9 protein-coding genes are annotated in these 16,664 nt (G+C 62.7%); all 9 read right to left on the reverse strand.

The window, feature by feature from the left end; all coding sequences use genetic code 11:
- Positions 1-3 precede the first annotated feature (3 nt).
- Positions 4-3,576, reverse strand: coding sequence for a glycosyltransferase (locus HU735_RS19605; protein WP_186714856.1), 3,573 nt, complete (start codon positions 3,574-3,576; stop codon positions 4-6).
- A gap of 123 nt (positions 3,577-3,699) precedes the next feature.
- Positions 3,700-5,268 carry a flagellar hook-associated protein 3 gene (locus tag HU735_RS19610; protein ID WP_186714857.1) on the reverse strand — a complete coding sequence of 523 codons (1,569 nt, stop codon included), beginning with the start codon at positions 5,266-5,268 and terminating at the stop codon, positions 3,700-3,702.
- 13 nt (positions 5,269-5,281) lie between these two features.
- Positions 5,282-7,330: a flagellar hook-associated protein FlgK gene (flgK, locus tag HU735_RS19615; protein ID WP_186714858.1), complete on the reverse strand. Its 2,049-nt coding sequence runs from the start codon at positions 7,328-7,330 to the stop codon at positions 5,282-5,284.
- 12 nt (positions 7,331-7,342) lie between these two features.
- Positions 7,343-8,536 carry a flagellar assembly peptidoglycan hydrolase FlgJ gene (gene flgJ, locus HU735_RS19620; protein WP_186714859.1) on the reverse strand — a complete coding sequence of 398 codons (1,194 nt, stop codon included), beginning with the start codon at positions 8,534-8,536 and terminating at the stop codon, positions 7,343-7,345.
- A gap of 11 nt (positions 8,537-8,547) precedes the next feature.
- The gene (locus tag HU735_RS19625) at positions 8,548-9,663 is read right to left on the reverse strand and encodes a flagellar basal body P-ring protein FlgI (RefSeq protein WP_186714860.1); all 1,116 of its coding nucleotides are present in this window, start codon (positions 9,661-9,663) and stop codon (positions 8,548-8,550) included.
- Positions 9,664-9,669: 6 nt separating this feature from the next.
- Entirely contained in the window at positions 9,670-10,365 is a 696-nt protein-coding gene (gene flgH, locus HU735_RS19630; protein ID WP_050706703.1) for a flagellar basal body L-ring protein FlgH, read from the reverse strand.
- Positions 10,366-10,444: 79 nt separating this feature from the next.
- Positions 10,445-11,230 (reverse strand): flagellar basal-body rod protein FlgG, encoded by a 786-nt coding sequence (flgG, locus tag HU735_RS19635; RefSeq protein WP_050706704.1) that lies wholly within the window; start codon positions 11,228-11,230, stop codon positions 10,445-10,447.
- A gap of 48 nt (positions 11,231-11,278) precedes the next feature.
- Entirely contained in the window at positions 11,279-12,019 is a 741-nt protein-coding gene (locus HU735_RS19640; RefSeq protein ID WP_186714861.1) for a flagellar basal body rod protein FlgF, read from the reverse strand.
- Positions 12,020-12,236: 217 nt separating this feature from the next.
- Positions 12,237-16,640, reverse strand: a complete 4,404-nt coding sequence (locus tag HU735_RS19645) for a calcium-binding protein (protein WP_186714862.1) — start codon at positions 16,638-16,640, stop codon at positions 12,237-12,239.
- Between the last annotated feature and the right edge of the window lie 24 nt (positions 16,641-16,664).

Consider the following 16,664-nt stretch of genomic DNA (forward strand, 5'->3'; position numbering starts at 1 on the left):
GATTCAGTCCGCGAGCCAGGCATTGGCCCAATGCTGCAGGTGATGCGGTGTCAGTAAATAGTCGCGCAAAACCGCCTCGCGCAGGGCGTCGCCCTGCCGGTAGCTGGCCTGCGGGTCTGCAAGGTGCATGCGAATCGCCTCCAGCCATTGCCCGCTGCTGTTGTCCTTCACCCGGGTGCACGGCAGATAGCCCGCATAGGCCTTGGTGTCGGTACAGATCACCGGAAAACCACATGCGCCATACTCCAGCAACCGCAAGTTGCTCTTGCAGTCGTTGAACAGGTTCTGTTCGAGAGGTGCCAGAGCGAGGTCAAGATTGAGACTGGCCAGCTTGCGCGGATAGTCTGCAAACGAGATGCCCGGGTGGAACTCCTTGACGTAGGGTCGCAGCATTTCCGGGCACATGCCGAAGAACACCCAGTCGACCTCATTGGCCAGTGTCTTGATGACTTCCAGCAACAACTCCAGATCACCACGGTGACTGGTCCCCCCAGCCCAACCGACACGCGGCCTGGCGCTTGTCTGGCGCTCACTGGTCAATCCAGTCCACAAGGGGGCCGAGAGCATGTTCGGCACAATCCGGATGTCATCGTGCATGCTGGAAAGCGCATCGGCCAAAGGCTCGGTGGAAACTACCACCCGATCGCACAGGCCGACGCCCTCACGGACCAGCTCGCGAATATTCCCTGGCAGGTTGCGCACATGGTCATTCTTCTGCGAAGGCTCGATCACGTAGTCATCGAGCTCGTAGATGCGCCGTGCGCCAGAATAGCGCTTGAGCTGGCTCAGCTCCCTGATGCTGTGCGGCATGTAGCGACATTGCAGAATGAGCACATCAGGCCTCTCCCGCTCCAGCTCGATCAGACCCGGCGTGCTGTAGTTGATCCGCCCCTGGATCCAACCGCGCTGCTCGAGCTCAGTAAACGGTTGAACCACGCGGTAGTGACCAATCGCCGAGGTGTTGCTCGGCAAACCAAGCACTGACGGCATCGCCCGCGCCATGAAGGGGTCCCAGCCCGATCGCAGGCCGGGCTCGAAATTGAAATTCGCCAGTTTCAGGCTCAGGTTGCGGTTGTATGCCGGGTCCCGGGCTATCCACGGCAGCCAGCGTTCGAAGAAGACATCGCTGTCGGCGGATCCGAGCTGCACCACTTCTCCCTCGTGCGGCGCAGAGGGGAATCTGACCACCTTCGAGAAAGGTGTCCAAACAGCCAGGTAGCCTTTTTCACGAACCCGCAGGCATAGATCTGCATCGAACAGCGACTCCTCCAGGGATGCCGTATCCAGGCCACCCAGCTCGGTGAACAGCTCCCGCCGTATTACCAGGCAATCGAGGCTCAGGGCACTCCAGTTCTGCACCATGCCCAGACGATTCATGTAGCTTTCGGCATTCACTGCACAGCCGACGAATGCACTGCCCACCAGGCCGTTAAGCCCGAGCACGAGACCTGCAGACACCACGTTGCCATCGCTGGAGAAAAGCTTGGGTCCGACCACGCCGACTTCCGGTCGCTGGGCATGCTGCATCAACTCCTGCAGCCATTGCGACTCGTACACCACACAGGTGTTTTCCAGCAACAGCAGATAGTCACCGCGCGCCTGCTGGCATGCCAGGTTGAGACTTTGCGCCCGGCCCCGACCCGTGACCTGAATCACACGCAGTTGTTCACTGCCCATGCCAGCCATTGCCGAGAGCCAGTCGAGTACATCGGCAGGAGTCTGCTCGTCAGCCACCAGCAGCACTTCGAAACCAGCATAGGCGGTATTGGCCAGCAACGACTGCAGGCAACGCATCAACACCGACAACTGCGTGCCCGCATGGATCAGGATCGAAACGCTCGCTGTGTGGTCATGCAGATAGGTCACGCGAGAGACCATGCCACCCTCGACACCGGCAACCTGCGCACCAACCCCAAGGCGCTGCAGATGCGCCTCTACCACTTGCACAGCCTGCCCCACTCCTTCCGGGTGGCCCAGCCAGTGCGCGTAGGTTTCCTTGCAATGCACCAGCACCTCTGCGACGTGCTCCACCGCCTGCAAGCCGTGCTGCTCCACTATGCGCCAGAGCAGGTCGTGGGGCGCCAGGGCAGCGAAACGCTCATCGAAGCCACCCAGGTTACGCAATACCGAACACCGAAATGCCAGCAGGCGCCCCACATAGGGCAGGCTGCGCATCAAGTCGAGATTGAAGTCGGGTTTCAGGATAGGGTGGGAAGGCGCCAGCCCGTCATGACTGCCCTCGTCGCTGTACAGGCAGGCACAGTCGGCACGCAGCGCCATGCGCTCGGCCATGATCACTAGCGCATGAGGATGCAGCCGGTCACCGGCTCGCAGCAGGTAGACCCACTCGGCCTGCTCGTTGCCATCGAGCCACTGCTCAAGCTCGGCAAAACCGTGACCACGCCGCCGGATGAAGCGCACCTCTTCAGCCAGCCCCTCGACGACTGCCGGGGCGACCATCAGGATACGACTCGCTGCATAGGATTGCGCCGCCAGGCTGTCCAGAGTGGCACGCAATGCCTCCCCCTCACCTTCGTTGCACAACACCACGGCGACGATACGCGGAAGGACAGGCCATTGCTCCAGTCGCTTGGGCAGTAGGCGGGCCTGGCCCGGCGATAGTTCACGGTGCGCCAGCCACTGCTCATAGAGCTCGGTGAAATCGAGACTGTAGGTACCGACCTGCTGATTGTAATTGGCCATTTGCTTGGAAAAGGCCGCACGCATGTCAACCTCTTCCCACGCCTGTCCTTCTCCTGCGGGATAGGATGCAAGCGGCAGGTAACGCACCCAGCCGACCGCTGGTGCCGCGTCACCCGTGCGGGCCGCGAGCATTTGCCGCAACCATTCGGTCTCGACCTTGGCCGCCTCGATCATTGAGGACTGATGACTGAGCCGGCCCGGGTAAACGCGCTCGAGACTGAGGATCTGCTCAAGGCTGCACAAGTCACCGCGGCGCAACAGGCAGGTGTACAACGCCAGATCCAGTCGCGCAATGAACCCATGACCCTCTTGCACCAGCGTCGGCAGATACTCTTCGACCTGCGCCCTGCGGAACAAAGCGTGACTGATACCGCCGAACAGATTCGGTACGTTGTCGGCGATACTGTCGAGCAGATCCGTACCCTTCAATACCGCGCTTTCAGGAGAGATGATGAAGTTGAGCGGGCGTGACGGCAGGAGCACATCGTCAGCGGCGCACACCAGCCGCTGGCCTATTACCATGCTGACCCCGGGCCGGCCTTCCAGCGCATTGACCTGCAGGCCGACGCAGTACCCGAGCAACGTGTCGTCATCACAGAGGAACTTGATGTAATCCCCCGATGATTGCTCCAGGCACGCCATCAAGTTGCCGGCAAAACCAAGCCTGCGAGGGTTGCGCACGTAGCGCAGGATGCGGTTCGAGCCCTCGCTCAAGGCATGGCAGATGGCCTCGATGTCACTTCCGGCACTGTCATCGCATACCACGACCTCCAGGTTTGGATAGTCCTGGGTCAACGCGCTGTTCAGCGTACTGCGGAAGAAGTCGGGATTGAACGCTGGAATGGCGATAGTGACAAGGGGTTGTGCGTCCACGGAGGCTCACTCAGGCAATGGTTCGAACAGCCAGGCCTCTGGCTCAGACCAGCCCGCTGCCCAGCGTTGCGCTGGGTAACGGGCAAAGCAACGGCAAAAGGCCGTTGCCTTGGGCAGGATCGATCAGATGTAGTTGACCAGCGACAGGCCGGCAATCTTGGCAAAGGACTGCATCGAGGCCTGCAGCATGTTTTTCTGCATTTCAAGGCGCAGCATCACTTCGGCTGGGTCGCTCTCGCGGATCGAGCTCTGAGTCTTGGTATTCTCGCCGGCAAGCGCCTCGTTGGTTTCAGCCTGTACATCGAGCGCCTGGCCGCGGCCACCGATCGACGAGATCGACGACGACACCTGGTTCATGCCGCTGGCGATATTGCCCAGCGCCGCATCCTGGGCGGCGAGGAAGTTCTGCTTGGCCACCGGATCGTTGTCCTGCGGGGTATTCAACGCGGTGCGCAACTGGCTGATGGTGTTGAGGATGTTCTGGTTCTGGTGGGTGTCCACCTTGACCGCGAACGAATCGCCGGCATTCGGGGCACCGGCCAGGTCGAACGTCACACCGGCGGCGGTAGCCGTGGTGCCGCTGAGCGTGCCGCTGGAGATCGGACGGCTGTCGGCGGTCATCGGCGAAGCATACAGTTCGAAATCGGTGGCGCTGGTGAACTTCAGCACCGCGCCACCACCAGGGAACGCGGCCTTGTAGGCGGCCGGGTCACTGATGTTTGCATCGGTGATCTGCGCCGACGAAGTGTTGCCCGGGCTGCGGGTGCCGGCGATCGAGTCGGCCTTTGAGCTCAGGTTGAAGGTGTGACCGGCGATGGCCGCATCCGGGTTGGCTTCGTCACCCGGCTTGAAGCTGATCTTCAGACGCAGGTCGACACCACGGAAGCTGATGGCCATGTTCGTGCCATTGGGATCGAACTTGCCGCCCTGGCTGGCTTCCAGGGTCACATCGTTGCCGCCGGCATCGAGGATCTTGTACTCGGTGCTGCTGGTGAACTGAACGCTGTAGGGTTCGCCGCTGCGGAAACGGTCGTTATAGGTGGTGTTGCCGGACACCTGGCCGTTGGACAGGCTGACCCGGCCGTCATCGGTGGCCGGCGCGGTCAGGCGGGTCTCGCTGCGGCTGGTGTTGAGCGCCTGCTCGAAGGCGCTGTAGCCGGTCTCGTTGGCGGCCAGGCTGAGCATGTCGCCGACCTGCAGCATCAGGTTGGTCTGGTCGCCCTGGTAGCTGTAGGTGCCGTCGGAGTTGCGCACGTAAGGCTGGGTATCGCCCTTGGAGCCGGAGAACAGGTACTTGCCGTTCTCATCCTTGCTGTTCATCAACGAAAACAGCTGGTCTTCCAGCGAGGCCAGCTCTTGTGCATTGGCCTTGCGGTCAGCGTCGGTAAAGCTCGCGTTACCAGAGCTGACGGCCAGTTCGTTGACCCGCTGAAGAACGGTACCAATGGCATTGAGCGTGCTTTCGCTGCTGCCCAGCGCGTTGCGCACGTTGGTGATGTTGCCCTTGTACTGGCCGAGCATGTTCTGCTGCTGCTCGAGCTGCAGCAGGCGCGCGGCGCCGACCGGATCGTCGGCGGCGGTGCGCACGCGAATGAAATCGCTGGCTTCCTGCGTCGTCTTGTTGACGTTGCCGAAGGTGCGCTCGTAGTTGGCGCTGCTGCTGTTGTAGAACTGCGGGGTGGAGATGCGCACGGTCTACGGCTCCTTAAAGGCTGTTGATCAAAGTGGCGAAGGTTTCCTGGGCCGCCTTGATGATTTGCGACGACGCGGTGTAGTACTGCTGGAACTTGACCAGGTTGCCGACCTCTTCGTCCACGGACACGCCGGAACTCGAGTTGCGGCTGGTCAGGGCGGAGGATTGCAGCGCCTGGGTGGCGTTGCTGTCCATCTCGGCCTGGTTGGTCTTGCCACCGACGTTGGACACCAGCTTGGCGTAGGCATCGGTGAAGCTGATGCCCTTGCCGTCGGCACCGGTATCGACGGTGGGTTTGGTCTGCAGGTTGATCACCGACTGGGCGTTGCGGTTGTCGGCCGAGCCGGCACCGGTCAGCGAGACGGTGTAGTTGTCACCGCCCTTCGGGGCGCCAGCGACGGTCATCTCGAAGGTGAACTTCTTCTGCGTACCGCTGGCGTCGTTGATCGGGTTGCCGCTGCCATCGACCATCGGCACGGACAGCTGCAGCTTGTTTTCCTGGCCGGGGATGATCGTGCCGCTGCCGATGGGGCTGCCCTTGGCATCGAACATGGTGTAGGTCTGCGGCGAGGTCTTCTCGTCACCGAACACCAGCTTGACCGGCGTCGAGTACTTGAGCCCCGTCTGCAGGTCGGCGCGCTGGGCGGCATCATAGATGTCCAGCTCGGAGGTCAGCGTGGGCTGGCTGATCTGCCCGGTGCCCTTGTTGCCCGAGCCGCTGGTAGCGGTCAGTGGGCTGGCCATCGCCAGGCGCTTGGGATCGGTGAGCACCGTCTCGATGCTGGCCGCGGCATTGCGGGTGGGGGTGATCTTGAAGCTGTCGCCAGCGATCGGCGCGCCACCGCGCAGGTTGAGGCTGAAGCCATCGATCACCGGTGGTGGATTGGCGGTGATGTCGAACTTGCCCATCTCGGTGTTGTCGGGCAGGCGGCGTACGGTGAACTCGTTGGCGCTGGTGAACGTCACCTGGTAGTCATTGGTGGTCAGCTTGCCGGTGTCCTTGATGTTCACATCGAGGTTGCCGGAACCGGGGCTGTTACCCAGCTTGGCCACGCTGCGCGCGGCCATGGCGGCGGCGCTGTTGATGTCACCGAACAGGGTCGCGCCGAACTCGCCGTTCTTGTCGATGCCCTGGGCCAGCTGGCTGTTGATCGCATCGGCCACCACCAGGGCCACACGGCCCAGCTCGTTGAGCGCAGGGTCCAGGGTGTCCTTGCGGTAGCGCAGCAGACCGCCCAGCTCGCCGCCGGTGGTGCTGTCGGTGATGTCCATCTTGGTCGAGCCGCGATTGAGCACCAGGTTCATGCGCGACGGGTCGGTCGCCGCAGGCTCCACGCCCAGGGTCTGGGTGGTGTTGCCCAGCACCAGCGACTGGCCGTTCTTCAGGTAGATGTCGTAGTTGCCGTCACGCTCGACCACGTCCACGCCGATCAGCTTGTTCAACTCGCGCACCGCGCCGTCGCGCTGGTCGAGCAGGTCGTTGGGCTTGCCGGTGATGGCGGTCATCTTGACGATCTGCTGGTTGTACTCGGAGATCGTCGCGGTCAGCTTGTTGATCTGGTCGGCCGTCGCCGCCATGTTGGTGTTGATGTTGCTGTTCTGCTGGTTGAACTGCGCCGACAGGCTGTTGAAGCGCTTGGCGAGCGATTGGGCGCTGGTCAGCAGCAATTGCCGCGAGGCATCCTCGGTGGGCTTGGCCGAGGCGTCCTGCATCGCGCTGAAGAAGCTCTTGAGCGCCGCGGTGATACCGGTATCGGCGCTGGACAGGGCATTGTTCAGCGGGCCGATCTGGTTGAGGTAGGCGTTCGCGTCGCTGGACAGCGACGTGGTGGAACGCAGCTGGTTCTCGAGGAAGGCGTTGTACACCCGGCGCACATCGGACAGCGTGGTGCCGGTGCCGATGAACACCTGGCCGACCTGCTGGCCACCCTTGGTCTTCTGGACGATCTGCTGGCGAGAGTAACTTTCCACATCGGCGTTGGCGATGTTGTTACCTAGGGTGTACATCCCGGACTGGGCGGCGCCCAGGCCAGACATACCGATATTGATCAAACTCGCCATGGTTTCCTGCCCTTAAAGTTTCGTGGTGGTACCGAGCATTGCGTAGCTCTGCTGCGACTTCATCTGTTTTGCGATCTGCGAGATCTTGCTGGCGTAGTTGGGGTCGGTGGCATAACCGGCCTTCTGCAACTCCCGCACAAACTGTTCTGGTTTATCGGCCGCCCGCACCGCATCTTGATAGCGCGAATTGTTCTGCAACAGGCTCACCAGGTCGTGGAAGCTGTCCTGGTAGCTGTCGTAGGAACGGAACGCCGCAGTCTCCTTGACGAACTGGCCGTTGCGGAACTCGCTGGTGATCGCCCGCGCCTCGCCGCCCTGCCAGCTGCCGGTGGCCTTAATGCCGAACAGGTTGTGACTGCTGCTGCCATCCGGGTTGCGCATGACCGACTTGCCCCAGCCGGTTTCCAGCGCGGCCTGGGCCACCAGGTAGCGCGGATCGACACCGATGCGCTTGGCGGCCTGTTCGGCCATCGGCAGCATGGTGGCGACGAAGGCGTCGCTGTCGGCGAAGGCCTTTTTCGGTGCCAACGGCGGCTGGGCCACGGCCCGACCGAGAATCTGCAGGTTGCCACCTGGCGCCGCGAAGGTGCGGGCCGGCTCCCAGTCGCCGACGGCCACGCCACCGGGCGGGATATCGCCACGCCCAGGCAGCGCCGTGGCGTTGGCGACGGCATTGCCAGCGGACGGCACGATGCCGGACAGCAAGCGATCGGTGAGCTTGCCAGGCAGCGCCAGGCGCCGCGCGTTGAGCGCAGCCACATCGTTACGCGCAGCGCCACTCTCGACCATGTGCGCGGGCTCGGCCACTTTCGAGGCCCACAACGCCGGCGCCTGCCCTTCGATCCGTGGGAACGGACTGGTGTTCGGACGCGCGGCCTTGTTCTTCGACAGCTGGCGCACCAGCACGTCCTGCAGGCCGATACCGCCCCCTTCGCGCGACATGCTCACCGCCATCTGCTGGTCGTACATGTCGCGGTACTGCTTGACCGTGTCGCTGTTCATCGGGCTGTCTTCGTCAGCCATCACATCGCTGGCCTTGCGCGACGCCTTGAGCATCTCGCTGATGAACAACGACTCGAACTCCTGGGCCACCTTGCGGATGTTGCCCTCGCTGTCGCGATCCCCGCGCTTGAGCGACCCCAGGCGATTGAGGTCGGTGTAGGCGCCGCTGTCGGCCTGACTGGAAACAAGACTCTTCGAATTCATCCCTGGCGTCCTCAGATCACGATCAGGTCGGCTTGCAACGCACCGGCCTGCTTCAGCGCTTCGAGGATGGCCATCAGGTCGCTCGGCGCCGCGCCGACCTGGTTCACCGCACGGACGATCTCATCCAGCGTGGTGCCCGGGCCGAACTTGAACATCGGCTTGGCTTCCTGCTCGGCATTGACCCGCGAACGCGGCACCACCGCGGTCTGGCCATTGGAGAACGGTCCCGGCTGGCTGACGATCGGATCTTCGGTAATGGTCACGGTCAGGCTGCCGTGGGTGACCGCCGCCGGCGACACCTTGACGTTCTGACCGATGACGATGGTCCCGGTGCGCGAGTTGATGATGACCTTGGCCACCGCCTGGCCCGGATCGATCTCGAGGTTCTCGAGGATGGACAGGTAGTCCACGCGCTGGCTCGGGTCCATCGGCGCGGTGACCCGCACCGAACCGCCATCGACGGCCTGGGCCACGCCCGGGCCGAGCAGCTCGTTGACCTTGTCGACGATGCGCTTGGCAGTGGTGAAGTCCGGACGATTGAGATTGAGCGTCAGGCTGTTGCCCTGGTTGAATCCGCTCGGCACCGCGCGCTCGACCGAGGCACCGCCGGGAATGCGACCAGCCGACGGAACGTTGACGGTGATCTTCGAGCCGTCGCGACCTTCGGCATCGAAGCCGCCCACCACCAGATTGCCCTGGGCGATGGCATAGACGTTGCCGTCGATACCCTTGAGCGGCGTCATCAACAGACTGCCGCCACGCAGGCTCTTGGAGTTGCCGATGGAAGACACGGTGATGTCGACCACCTGGCCGGGCTTGGCGAATGCCGGCAAGTCGGCATGCACCGACACAGCAGCAACGTTCTTCAACTGCACGTTGCCCGACCCCGGCGGCACCTTGATACCAAACTGCGACAACATGTTGTTGAAGGTCTGCAGGGTGAACGGTGTCTGGGTGGTCTGGTCACCCGTGCCGTTGAGGCCCACCACCAGGCCATAGCCGATCAGCTGGTTGGCGCGCACGCCGGAAATGCTGGCGATATCCTTCAGGCGCTCGGCGTGAGCACCGAACGCACAGGACAGAAGCAGGGTCGCGGCAATCAACCGCCTAGCGTTGAACATGGTCATCCGTACTCAGAAGGGCCAGAGCGGGCTGATGAAGAAACGGTCCAGCCAACCGGGCTGGCTGGCATCGGCGAACGAGCCGGTGCCCGAATAGGTGATGCGCGCGTCGGCCACGCGAGTGGACGGCACGGTGTTGTCGGTGGCGATGTCGTCGGCACGGATCAGGCCGGCAATGCGCACCAGTTCCTCGCCGGTGTTCAGGGTCATCCACTTCTCGCCGCGCACGGCGATGATGCCGTTGGGCAGCACCTCGGCCACGGTCACCGTGATGGAACCGGTCAGGGTGTTGCCCTGAGTGGCCTTGCTGTCGCCCTTGGTGGAGCGGTCGCCGCTGTAACCGGCTTCGAGCGTGAGGTCGCCGCTACCCAGCGGGTTGTTGGTGTTGGGCACGGTGCCGAACAGCGAGGTCAGGCCGATATCGGCCTTGCTGTTCTTCTGGATCTGGGAACCGGCGTTCTTGCTCGCCGAGGTACGCTCGTTGAGGGTGATGGTGATGATGTCACCGACCCGGAACGCCTTGCGATCGGTGTACAGGCCCTGCTCGAAGCCGGCCTGGTAGATCGAGCCGTTGTTGGCCGCTGCCGGCAACGGGGTGCGCGGCAGGACCGGCGCATAATACGGGTCGTTTGGCTTGGGCGTCGGCGCAACGCAACCAGCCAGCAACACCACCCCCCCCAGGGCGAATACGGACAACAGACGGCTCATGACACTTACCTCATGGTGAAACAGGCGCTGCAACAGCGAGCGGATGATCAGCGGCCCGCCTTGATCGGGCCGCCAGGGCTTACAGCTGCTGGGTGACGAACGACAGCATCTTGTCGGCGGCGGAGATGACCTTGGAGTTCATCTCGTAGGCACGCTGGGTGGTGATCATGTTGACCATCTCTTCCACGGTGCTGACGTTGGACGCCTCCAGGGTTTTCTGCAGGGTGGGGCCGAAGCCGTTCAGGCCTGGCGTGCCAATCTGCGGCGCACCGCTGGCGGCGGTCTCGAGGAACAGGTTGCCGCCGATGGCCTGCAGGCCCGCCGGGTTGATGAAGTCGGCGGTCTGGATGTTGCCGATGACCTGCGCGGCCGGGTTGCCGGGGGTAGTGATCGACACCGTGCCGTCCTGGCCGACGGTGAAGGTCTGGGCATCCGGCGGTACGACGACCGCAGGTTCCAGGGCGAAGCCGTTGGCGGTTACGACCTGGCCGTCGGAGTTCAGGTGGAAGGTACCGTCGCGGGTATAGGAGACGGTGCCGTCAGGCTGCAGCACCTGGAAGAAGCCGCGACCGTTGACCGCCATGTCCAGCGGATTCTCGGTCGTCTGCAGGCTGCCGGTCTGGAAGTTCTTCTGGGTGCCGACGATACGTACACCGGTACCGACCTGCAGGCCCGAAGGCAGCTCGCTGTCCTGGGTGGACTGCGCACCTGGCTGGCGCTTGATCTGGTACAAGAGGTCCTGAAACTCGGCGCGATCACGCTTGAAACCAGTGGTCGAGACGTTGGCCAGGTTGTTCGAGATGACCGCCAGGTTGGTATCCTGGGCGGACAGGCCGGTTTTAGCGACCCAAAGAGCCGGAAGCATTTAGTGTTCTCCTCGTGCGCCTGTTTTACGGCACCCGTTCAAATGTGATTAACCGATCTGCAAAACCCGAGCCATGGCTTGATCGCCTTCCTCGGCCGCTTTCATCATCTTGACGTGCAACTCGAACTGTCGGGACAGCGCCAGCACCGATGTCATCTCCTCCACGGCATTGACGTTACTGCCCTCGAGGAAGCCCGACACCACGCGCACGTTCACGTCCATGTCGGCCGGCTGACCGCTGGCAGTACGGATCAGCCCGTCCTGGCCCTTGGTCATGCCCTTGATGTCAGGGTTGACCAGCTTGATCCGGTCGACCTCGGCCATCACCCGCGGGTCCTCGCCCATGGCGCGGATGCTGATGGTGCCGTCATCGCCGATCTCGACCTTCTGCTCTGGTGGTATGGCGATCGGACCGCCATTGCCGATTACCGCCATGCCATTGCCGGCGCGCAACACACCAAGGGCGTCAATGTTCAGGCCGCCAGTGCGCACGTAGGCCTCGCTGCCATCGGGGGCCTGCACGGCGATAAAGCCGTTGCCGCTGACCGCCACATCAAGCTCGCGACCGGTTTCCACCAGCGGGCCGGCACTGAAATCGGTGGCCGGCCGTTCGCTCATGGCAAACGCACGCGCCGGAAAGCTGTCGCCGAACACCGGCATCGAACGGGCCTGCTCCAGATCACGCTGGAAGCCGTTGGTGGAAACGTTCGCCAGGTTGTTGGCATGGGCCTTCTGCGCCAGCGCGTTCTGGCTGGCGCCGGTCATGGCCACGTAAAGCATCTTGTCCACAGTCATCCTCCGCTGCACGGGCGATCGATTGCCGGTCGCCGTGGCTATACCAAGCTTCGAGCAAGTTTCGCGCCAATTGCCATAGAAACGACAAAGACCCCGGTTTACGGGGCCTTTGCCGAAAAGCACGCTGACAGAGAGACAAAATCTCGGCGGCGGGTGCCTGACAGCGGCAAGGCTTGGCCGCCTGCGGCCGCCGTCAGGCGACGCTTGCCTGTCAGGTGATGGTGAAGGTGTCACCGTTGTTGGTCTGGAACGACTCGATGGTGTTCGAGCCGGCGTACCAGTTGCTGAGCATCACCCCCGAATCGAGGTTGCCGGCATTCCAGTCAGCCTTGGAAAAAATGAAGGCATTGACGCCATCATTCTGCACCACGACATCCTGGAAGGTCTGGATGTTCTTCAGCACCACCACGTCGACACCTGCGCTACCGGTATCCTGGATCACCACCCCCGCTTTGGAGTAGATCGTGTAGACATCGCTGCCCTCGCCACCAAAGGCGTAGCCGGCCGACATCATGTCCAGGCGGTCTGCGCCGGCACCACCATAGAGTTCGTAGGCAAAGCCGTTACCGACCAGGCGATCGTTGCCATCATCACCATACGCCTTGCCGTTGGTGGTCTGGATGGTGTCGTTGCCGGCATCGCCATGGTAGACGGAACCCGTGTCGTTCAGCGCACCGGTGATGGTGTCGTCGCCGTCACCGCCATTGACGACATCTGCCTGGGCGACCTGGGTGTTCGCCGGGCGCGCCAGGGCACCGAATTCGGTGGAGTAGATGCCATCCCCGTAGAGGACGTCATTGCCCGCACCGCCATTGATGACATCATCGCCTTCGGCGCCATGCAGCGTGTTCGCACCGGCATCGCCATTGAGCACATCGGCGAACGCGGAGCCCGCCAGCCCTTCGATTCCACTCAGCACATCACCTTCGGCATGCCCTCCCGCCACGGTGCCTGCGGCAAGATCAATCGACACGCCAGCATTGCTCGAGATGTACCAGGCCGAATCCCGACCGGCCCCACCATTGATCACATCCGCACCCGCACCGCCAATGAAGTTCTCGTTCGCAGTGGTCCCCACGAAGGTATCGTTGAATGCGGTGCCCTCGAAGCTCTCGATGCTGGTAAAGAGGTCGTTGCCAGTGGCATTCAGGTCGAGCGTGACGCCCGCGCCCTCACCGGCGAACGTCAACAGATCGACACCTAGCGAGCCATTGAAGTCATTTGGCTGATCGTTGACCACGAAGACGTCGCCCAACGACGAGCCGACGAACTTCTCGATGCCCTCGAAGGTATCGCCCTCGGCAATGCCGCCATGCACGCCGGTCTTGAGATTCAGGAGGATACCCGCAGTGCTGTCGTCATACGAAACAGTGTCGATACCCGCGCCACCGACAAATCGGTCGGCACCGGCACCGCCAAACAAGGTGTCATTGCCAGCGCCACCGACAATCACATTGTTGCTGGCATTGCCGTAACCGATGAAATTGCCAGAGCCGATGTAGGTGAGGTTTTCCACTTCACTGGTCAGGGTGTAGTTGGCCAGCGTCGTACGCACCTCATCGATGCCGCCACCAGCACGCTCGACCACACCGGCCGCGCCGTACAGGTAGTACACATCGTTGCCGGCGCCACCGGCAAAGCTCTTGCTGGAGCCCGTCGTCTGCATGATGAAGGTGTCGTTCTGGCTGCTGCCGATGACACTGTACATGCCGGTGAACTTGTCGCCCTGCGCATCACCACCCTGGCCGGTACCACCAAACCCTTCAATGGTGATCGTCACAGCCTGGTCGGACAGCGAATAGTCCATTGTGTCGTTCAGCCCGCCTTCGAACGTCTGCGCGCGGGCATCGCTGATGAAGGTGTCGGCATAGTTCGAGCCCTGGAACACCTCGATGCTGTCGAAGGTGTCGCCGGCGGCGATGCCGGTGTGCACGCCGGTCTTGAAGTTCAGCGTGATGCCGGCGCTGGCATCGGTGTACGACACGGTGTCATTGCCCGCGCCGCCGATGAAACGGTCGGCACCAGCACCGCCGCGCATCACGTCGTTGCCGCTGCCACCAGTGATGGTGTTGTCGCTGGCATTGCCGACACCGGTGAAGTTGCCGCTACCGATGTAGGTAAGGTTTTCCACTTCGTTGGTCAGGGTGTAGCTGGCCAGGGAGGTGCGCACCTCGTCGATGCCGCCACCGGCCTGCTCGAACACGCCGGCCGCGCCATGCAGGTAGTACACGTCGTTGCCCGCACCACCGGCAAAGCTCTTGCTCGAACCTGTCGCCTGCATGATGAAGGTGTCGTTCTGGCTGCTGCCGATGACACTGTACATGCCGGTGAACTTGTCGCCCTCGGCGTCGCCGCCCTGGCCCTTGCCGCCGGTGTTGTCGATGGTGATCGTCACCGCCTGGTCGGACAGCGAGTAGTCCATCGTGTCGTTCAGGCCGCCATCGAAGGTTTGCGCGCGCGCGTCGCTGATGAAGGTGTCGGCATAGTTCGAGCCCTGGAACACCTCGATGCTGTCGAAGGTATCGCCAGCGGCGATGCCGCCATGCACGCCGGTCTTGAAGTTCAGCGTGATGCCGGCGCTGGCATCGGTGTACGACACGATGTCATTGCCCGCGCCGCCGATGAAACGGTCGGCACCGGCGCCGCCGCGCATCACGTCGTTGCCATTGCCGCCGGTGATGATGTTGTCGCTGGCATTGCCGACACCGGTGAAGTTGCCGCTACCGATGTAGGTGAGGTTTTCCACCTCGTTGGTCAGGGTGTAGCTGGCCAGGGAGGTGCGCACCTCGTCGATGCCGCCGCCGGCCTGCTCGATCACGCCAGCGGCGCCATGCAGGTAGTACACGTCGTTACCGGCGCCACCGGTGAAGTTCTTGCTCAAACCCGTCGTCTGCATGATGAAGGTGTCGTTCTGGCTGCTGCCGATGACACTGTACATGCCGGTGAACTTGTCGCCCTGCGCATCACCACCCTGGCCGGCACCACCCAACCCATCGACCGTGATCGTCACCGCCTGTTCGGACAGCGAATAGTCCATCGTGTCGTTCAAGCCGCCTTCGAAGGTCTGCGCGCGCGCATCGCTGATGAAGGTGTCGGCGTAGTTCGAGCCCTGGAACACTTCGATGCTGTCGAAGGTGTCGCCAGCGGCGATGCCGGTGTGCGCGCCGGTCTTGAAGTTCAGGGTAATACCGGCGCTGGCATCGGTGTACGACACGATGTCATTGCCCGCGCCGCCGATGAAACGGTCGGCACCAGCACCGCCGCGCATCACATCGTTGCCATTGCCGCCGGTGATGATGTTGTCGCTGGCATTGCCGACACCGGTGAAGTTGCCGCTACCGATGTAGGTAAGGTTTTCCACTTCGTTGGTCAGGGTGTAGCTGGCCAGGGAGGTGCGCACCTCGTCGATGCCGCCGCCGGCCTGCTCGATCACGCCAGCGGCGCCATGCAGGTAGTACACGTCGTTACCGGCGCCACCGGTGAAGTTCTTGCTCAAACCCGTCGTCTGCATGATGAAGGTGTCGTTCTGGCTGCTGCCGATGACACTGTACATGCCGGTGAACTTGTCGCCCTGCGCATCACCACCCTGGCCGGCACCACCCAACCCATCGACCGTGATCGTCACCGCCTGTTCGGACAGCGAATAGTCCATCGTGTCGTTCAAGCCGCCTTCGAAGGTCTGCGCGCGCGCATCGCTGATGAAGGTGTCGGCGTAGTTCGACCCCTGGAACACTTCGATGCTGTCGAAGGTGTCGCCGGCGGCGATGCCGGTGTGCACGCCGGTCTTGAAGTTCAGGCTGATGCCGGCGCTGGCATCGGTGTACGAAACGGTGTCGTTGCCCGCGCCGCCGATGAAGCGGTCGGCACCAGCGCCGCCACGCATCACGTCGTTGCCGCTGCCGCCGGTGATGGTGTTGTCGCTGGCGTTGCCGGCACCGGTGAAGTTGCCGCTACCGATGTAGGTGAGGTTTTCCACCTCGTTGGTCAGGGTGTAGCTGGCCAGGGAGGTGCGCACCTCGTCGATGCCGCCACCGGCCTGCTCGAACACGCCGGCAGCGCCGTGCAGGTAGTACACGTCGTTGCCCGCACCACCGGCAAAACTCTTGCTGGAACCCGTCGCCTGCATGATGAAGGTGTCGTTCTGGCTGCTGCCGATGACACTGTACATGCCGGTGAACTTGTCGCCCTGCGCATCACCACCCTGGCCGGCGCCACCCAGCCCATCGACCGTGATCGTCACCGCCTGTTCGGACAGCGAATAGTCCATCGTGTCGTTCAGACCGCCATTGAACGTCTGCGCGCGCACATCGCTGATGAAGGTGTCGGCATAGTTCGAGCCCTGGAACACCTCGATGCTTTCAAAGGTGTCGCCAGCGGCAATGCCAGTATGCACGCCGGTCTTGAAGTTCAGCGTGATGCCGGCGCCGGCATCGGTGTACGACACTGTGTCGTTGCCCGCACCACCGATAAAGCGATCGGCACCCGCGCCACCGTATAGCGTGTCGTTGCCATCACCGCCATTGATGATGTCATCGCCACCCTTGCCAAAAATCTGATCGTCCGCACTGGTGCCGACCAGATTGTCGGCGCCTTCGGTTCCCTGGATAACAGCCATGTCTACTCATTCCTTGCCAATGGT

The sequence above is a fragment of the Pseudomonas sp. BW16M2 genome, from assembly GCF_014268865.1.
GTDB classification, from domain to species: domain Bacteria; phylum Pseudomonadota; class Gammaproteobacteria; order Pseudomonadales; family Pseudomonadaceae; genus Aquipseudomonas; species Aquipseudomonas peradeniyensis.

What these genes read in the sequence shown, in the direction of transcription:
- flgH (WP_050706703.1), bottom strand. Translation starts at nt 10,365, where the DNA reads ATGAGCCGTCTGTTGTCCGTATTCGCCCTGGGGGGGGTGGTGTTGCTG.
- HU735_RS19625 (WP_186714860.1), bottom strand. Translation starts at nt 9,663, where the DNA reads ATGACCATGTTCAACGCTAGGCGGTTGATTGCCGCGACCCTGCTTCTG.
- flgK (WP_186714858.1), bottom strand. Translation starts at nt 7,330, where the DNA reads ATGGCGAGTTTGATCAATATCGGTATGTCTGGCCTGGGCGCCGCCCAG.
- HU735_RS19645 (WP_186714862.1), bottom strand. Translation starts at nt 16,640, where the DNA reads ATGGCTGTTATCCAGGGAACCGAAGGCGCCGACAATCTGGTCGGCACC.
- flgJ (WP_186714859.1), bottom strand. Translation starts at nt 8,536, where the DNA reads ATGAATTCGAAGAGTCTTGTTTCCAGTCAGGCCGACAGCGGCGCCTAC.
- flgG (WP_050706704.1), bottom strand. Translation starts at nt 11,230, where the DNA reads ATGCTTCCGGCTCTTTGGGTCGCTAAAACCGGCCTGTCCGCCCAGGAT.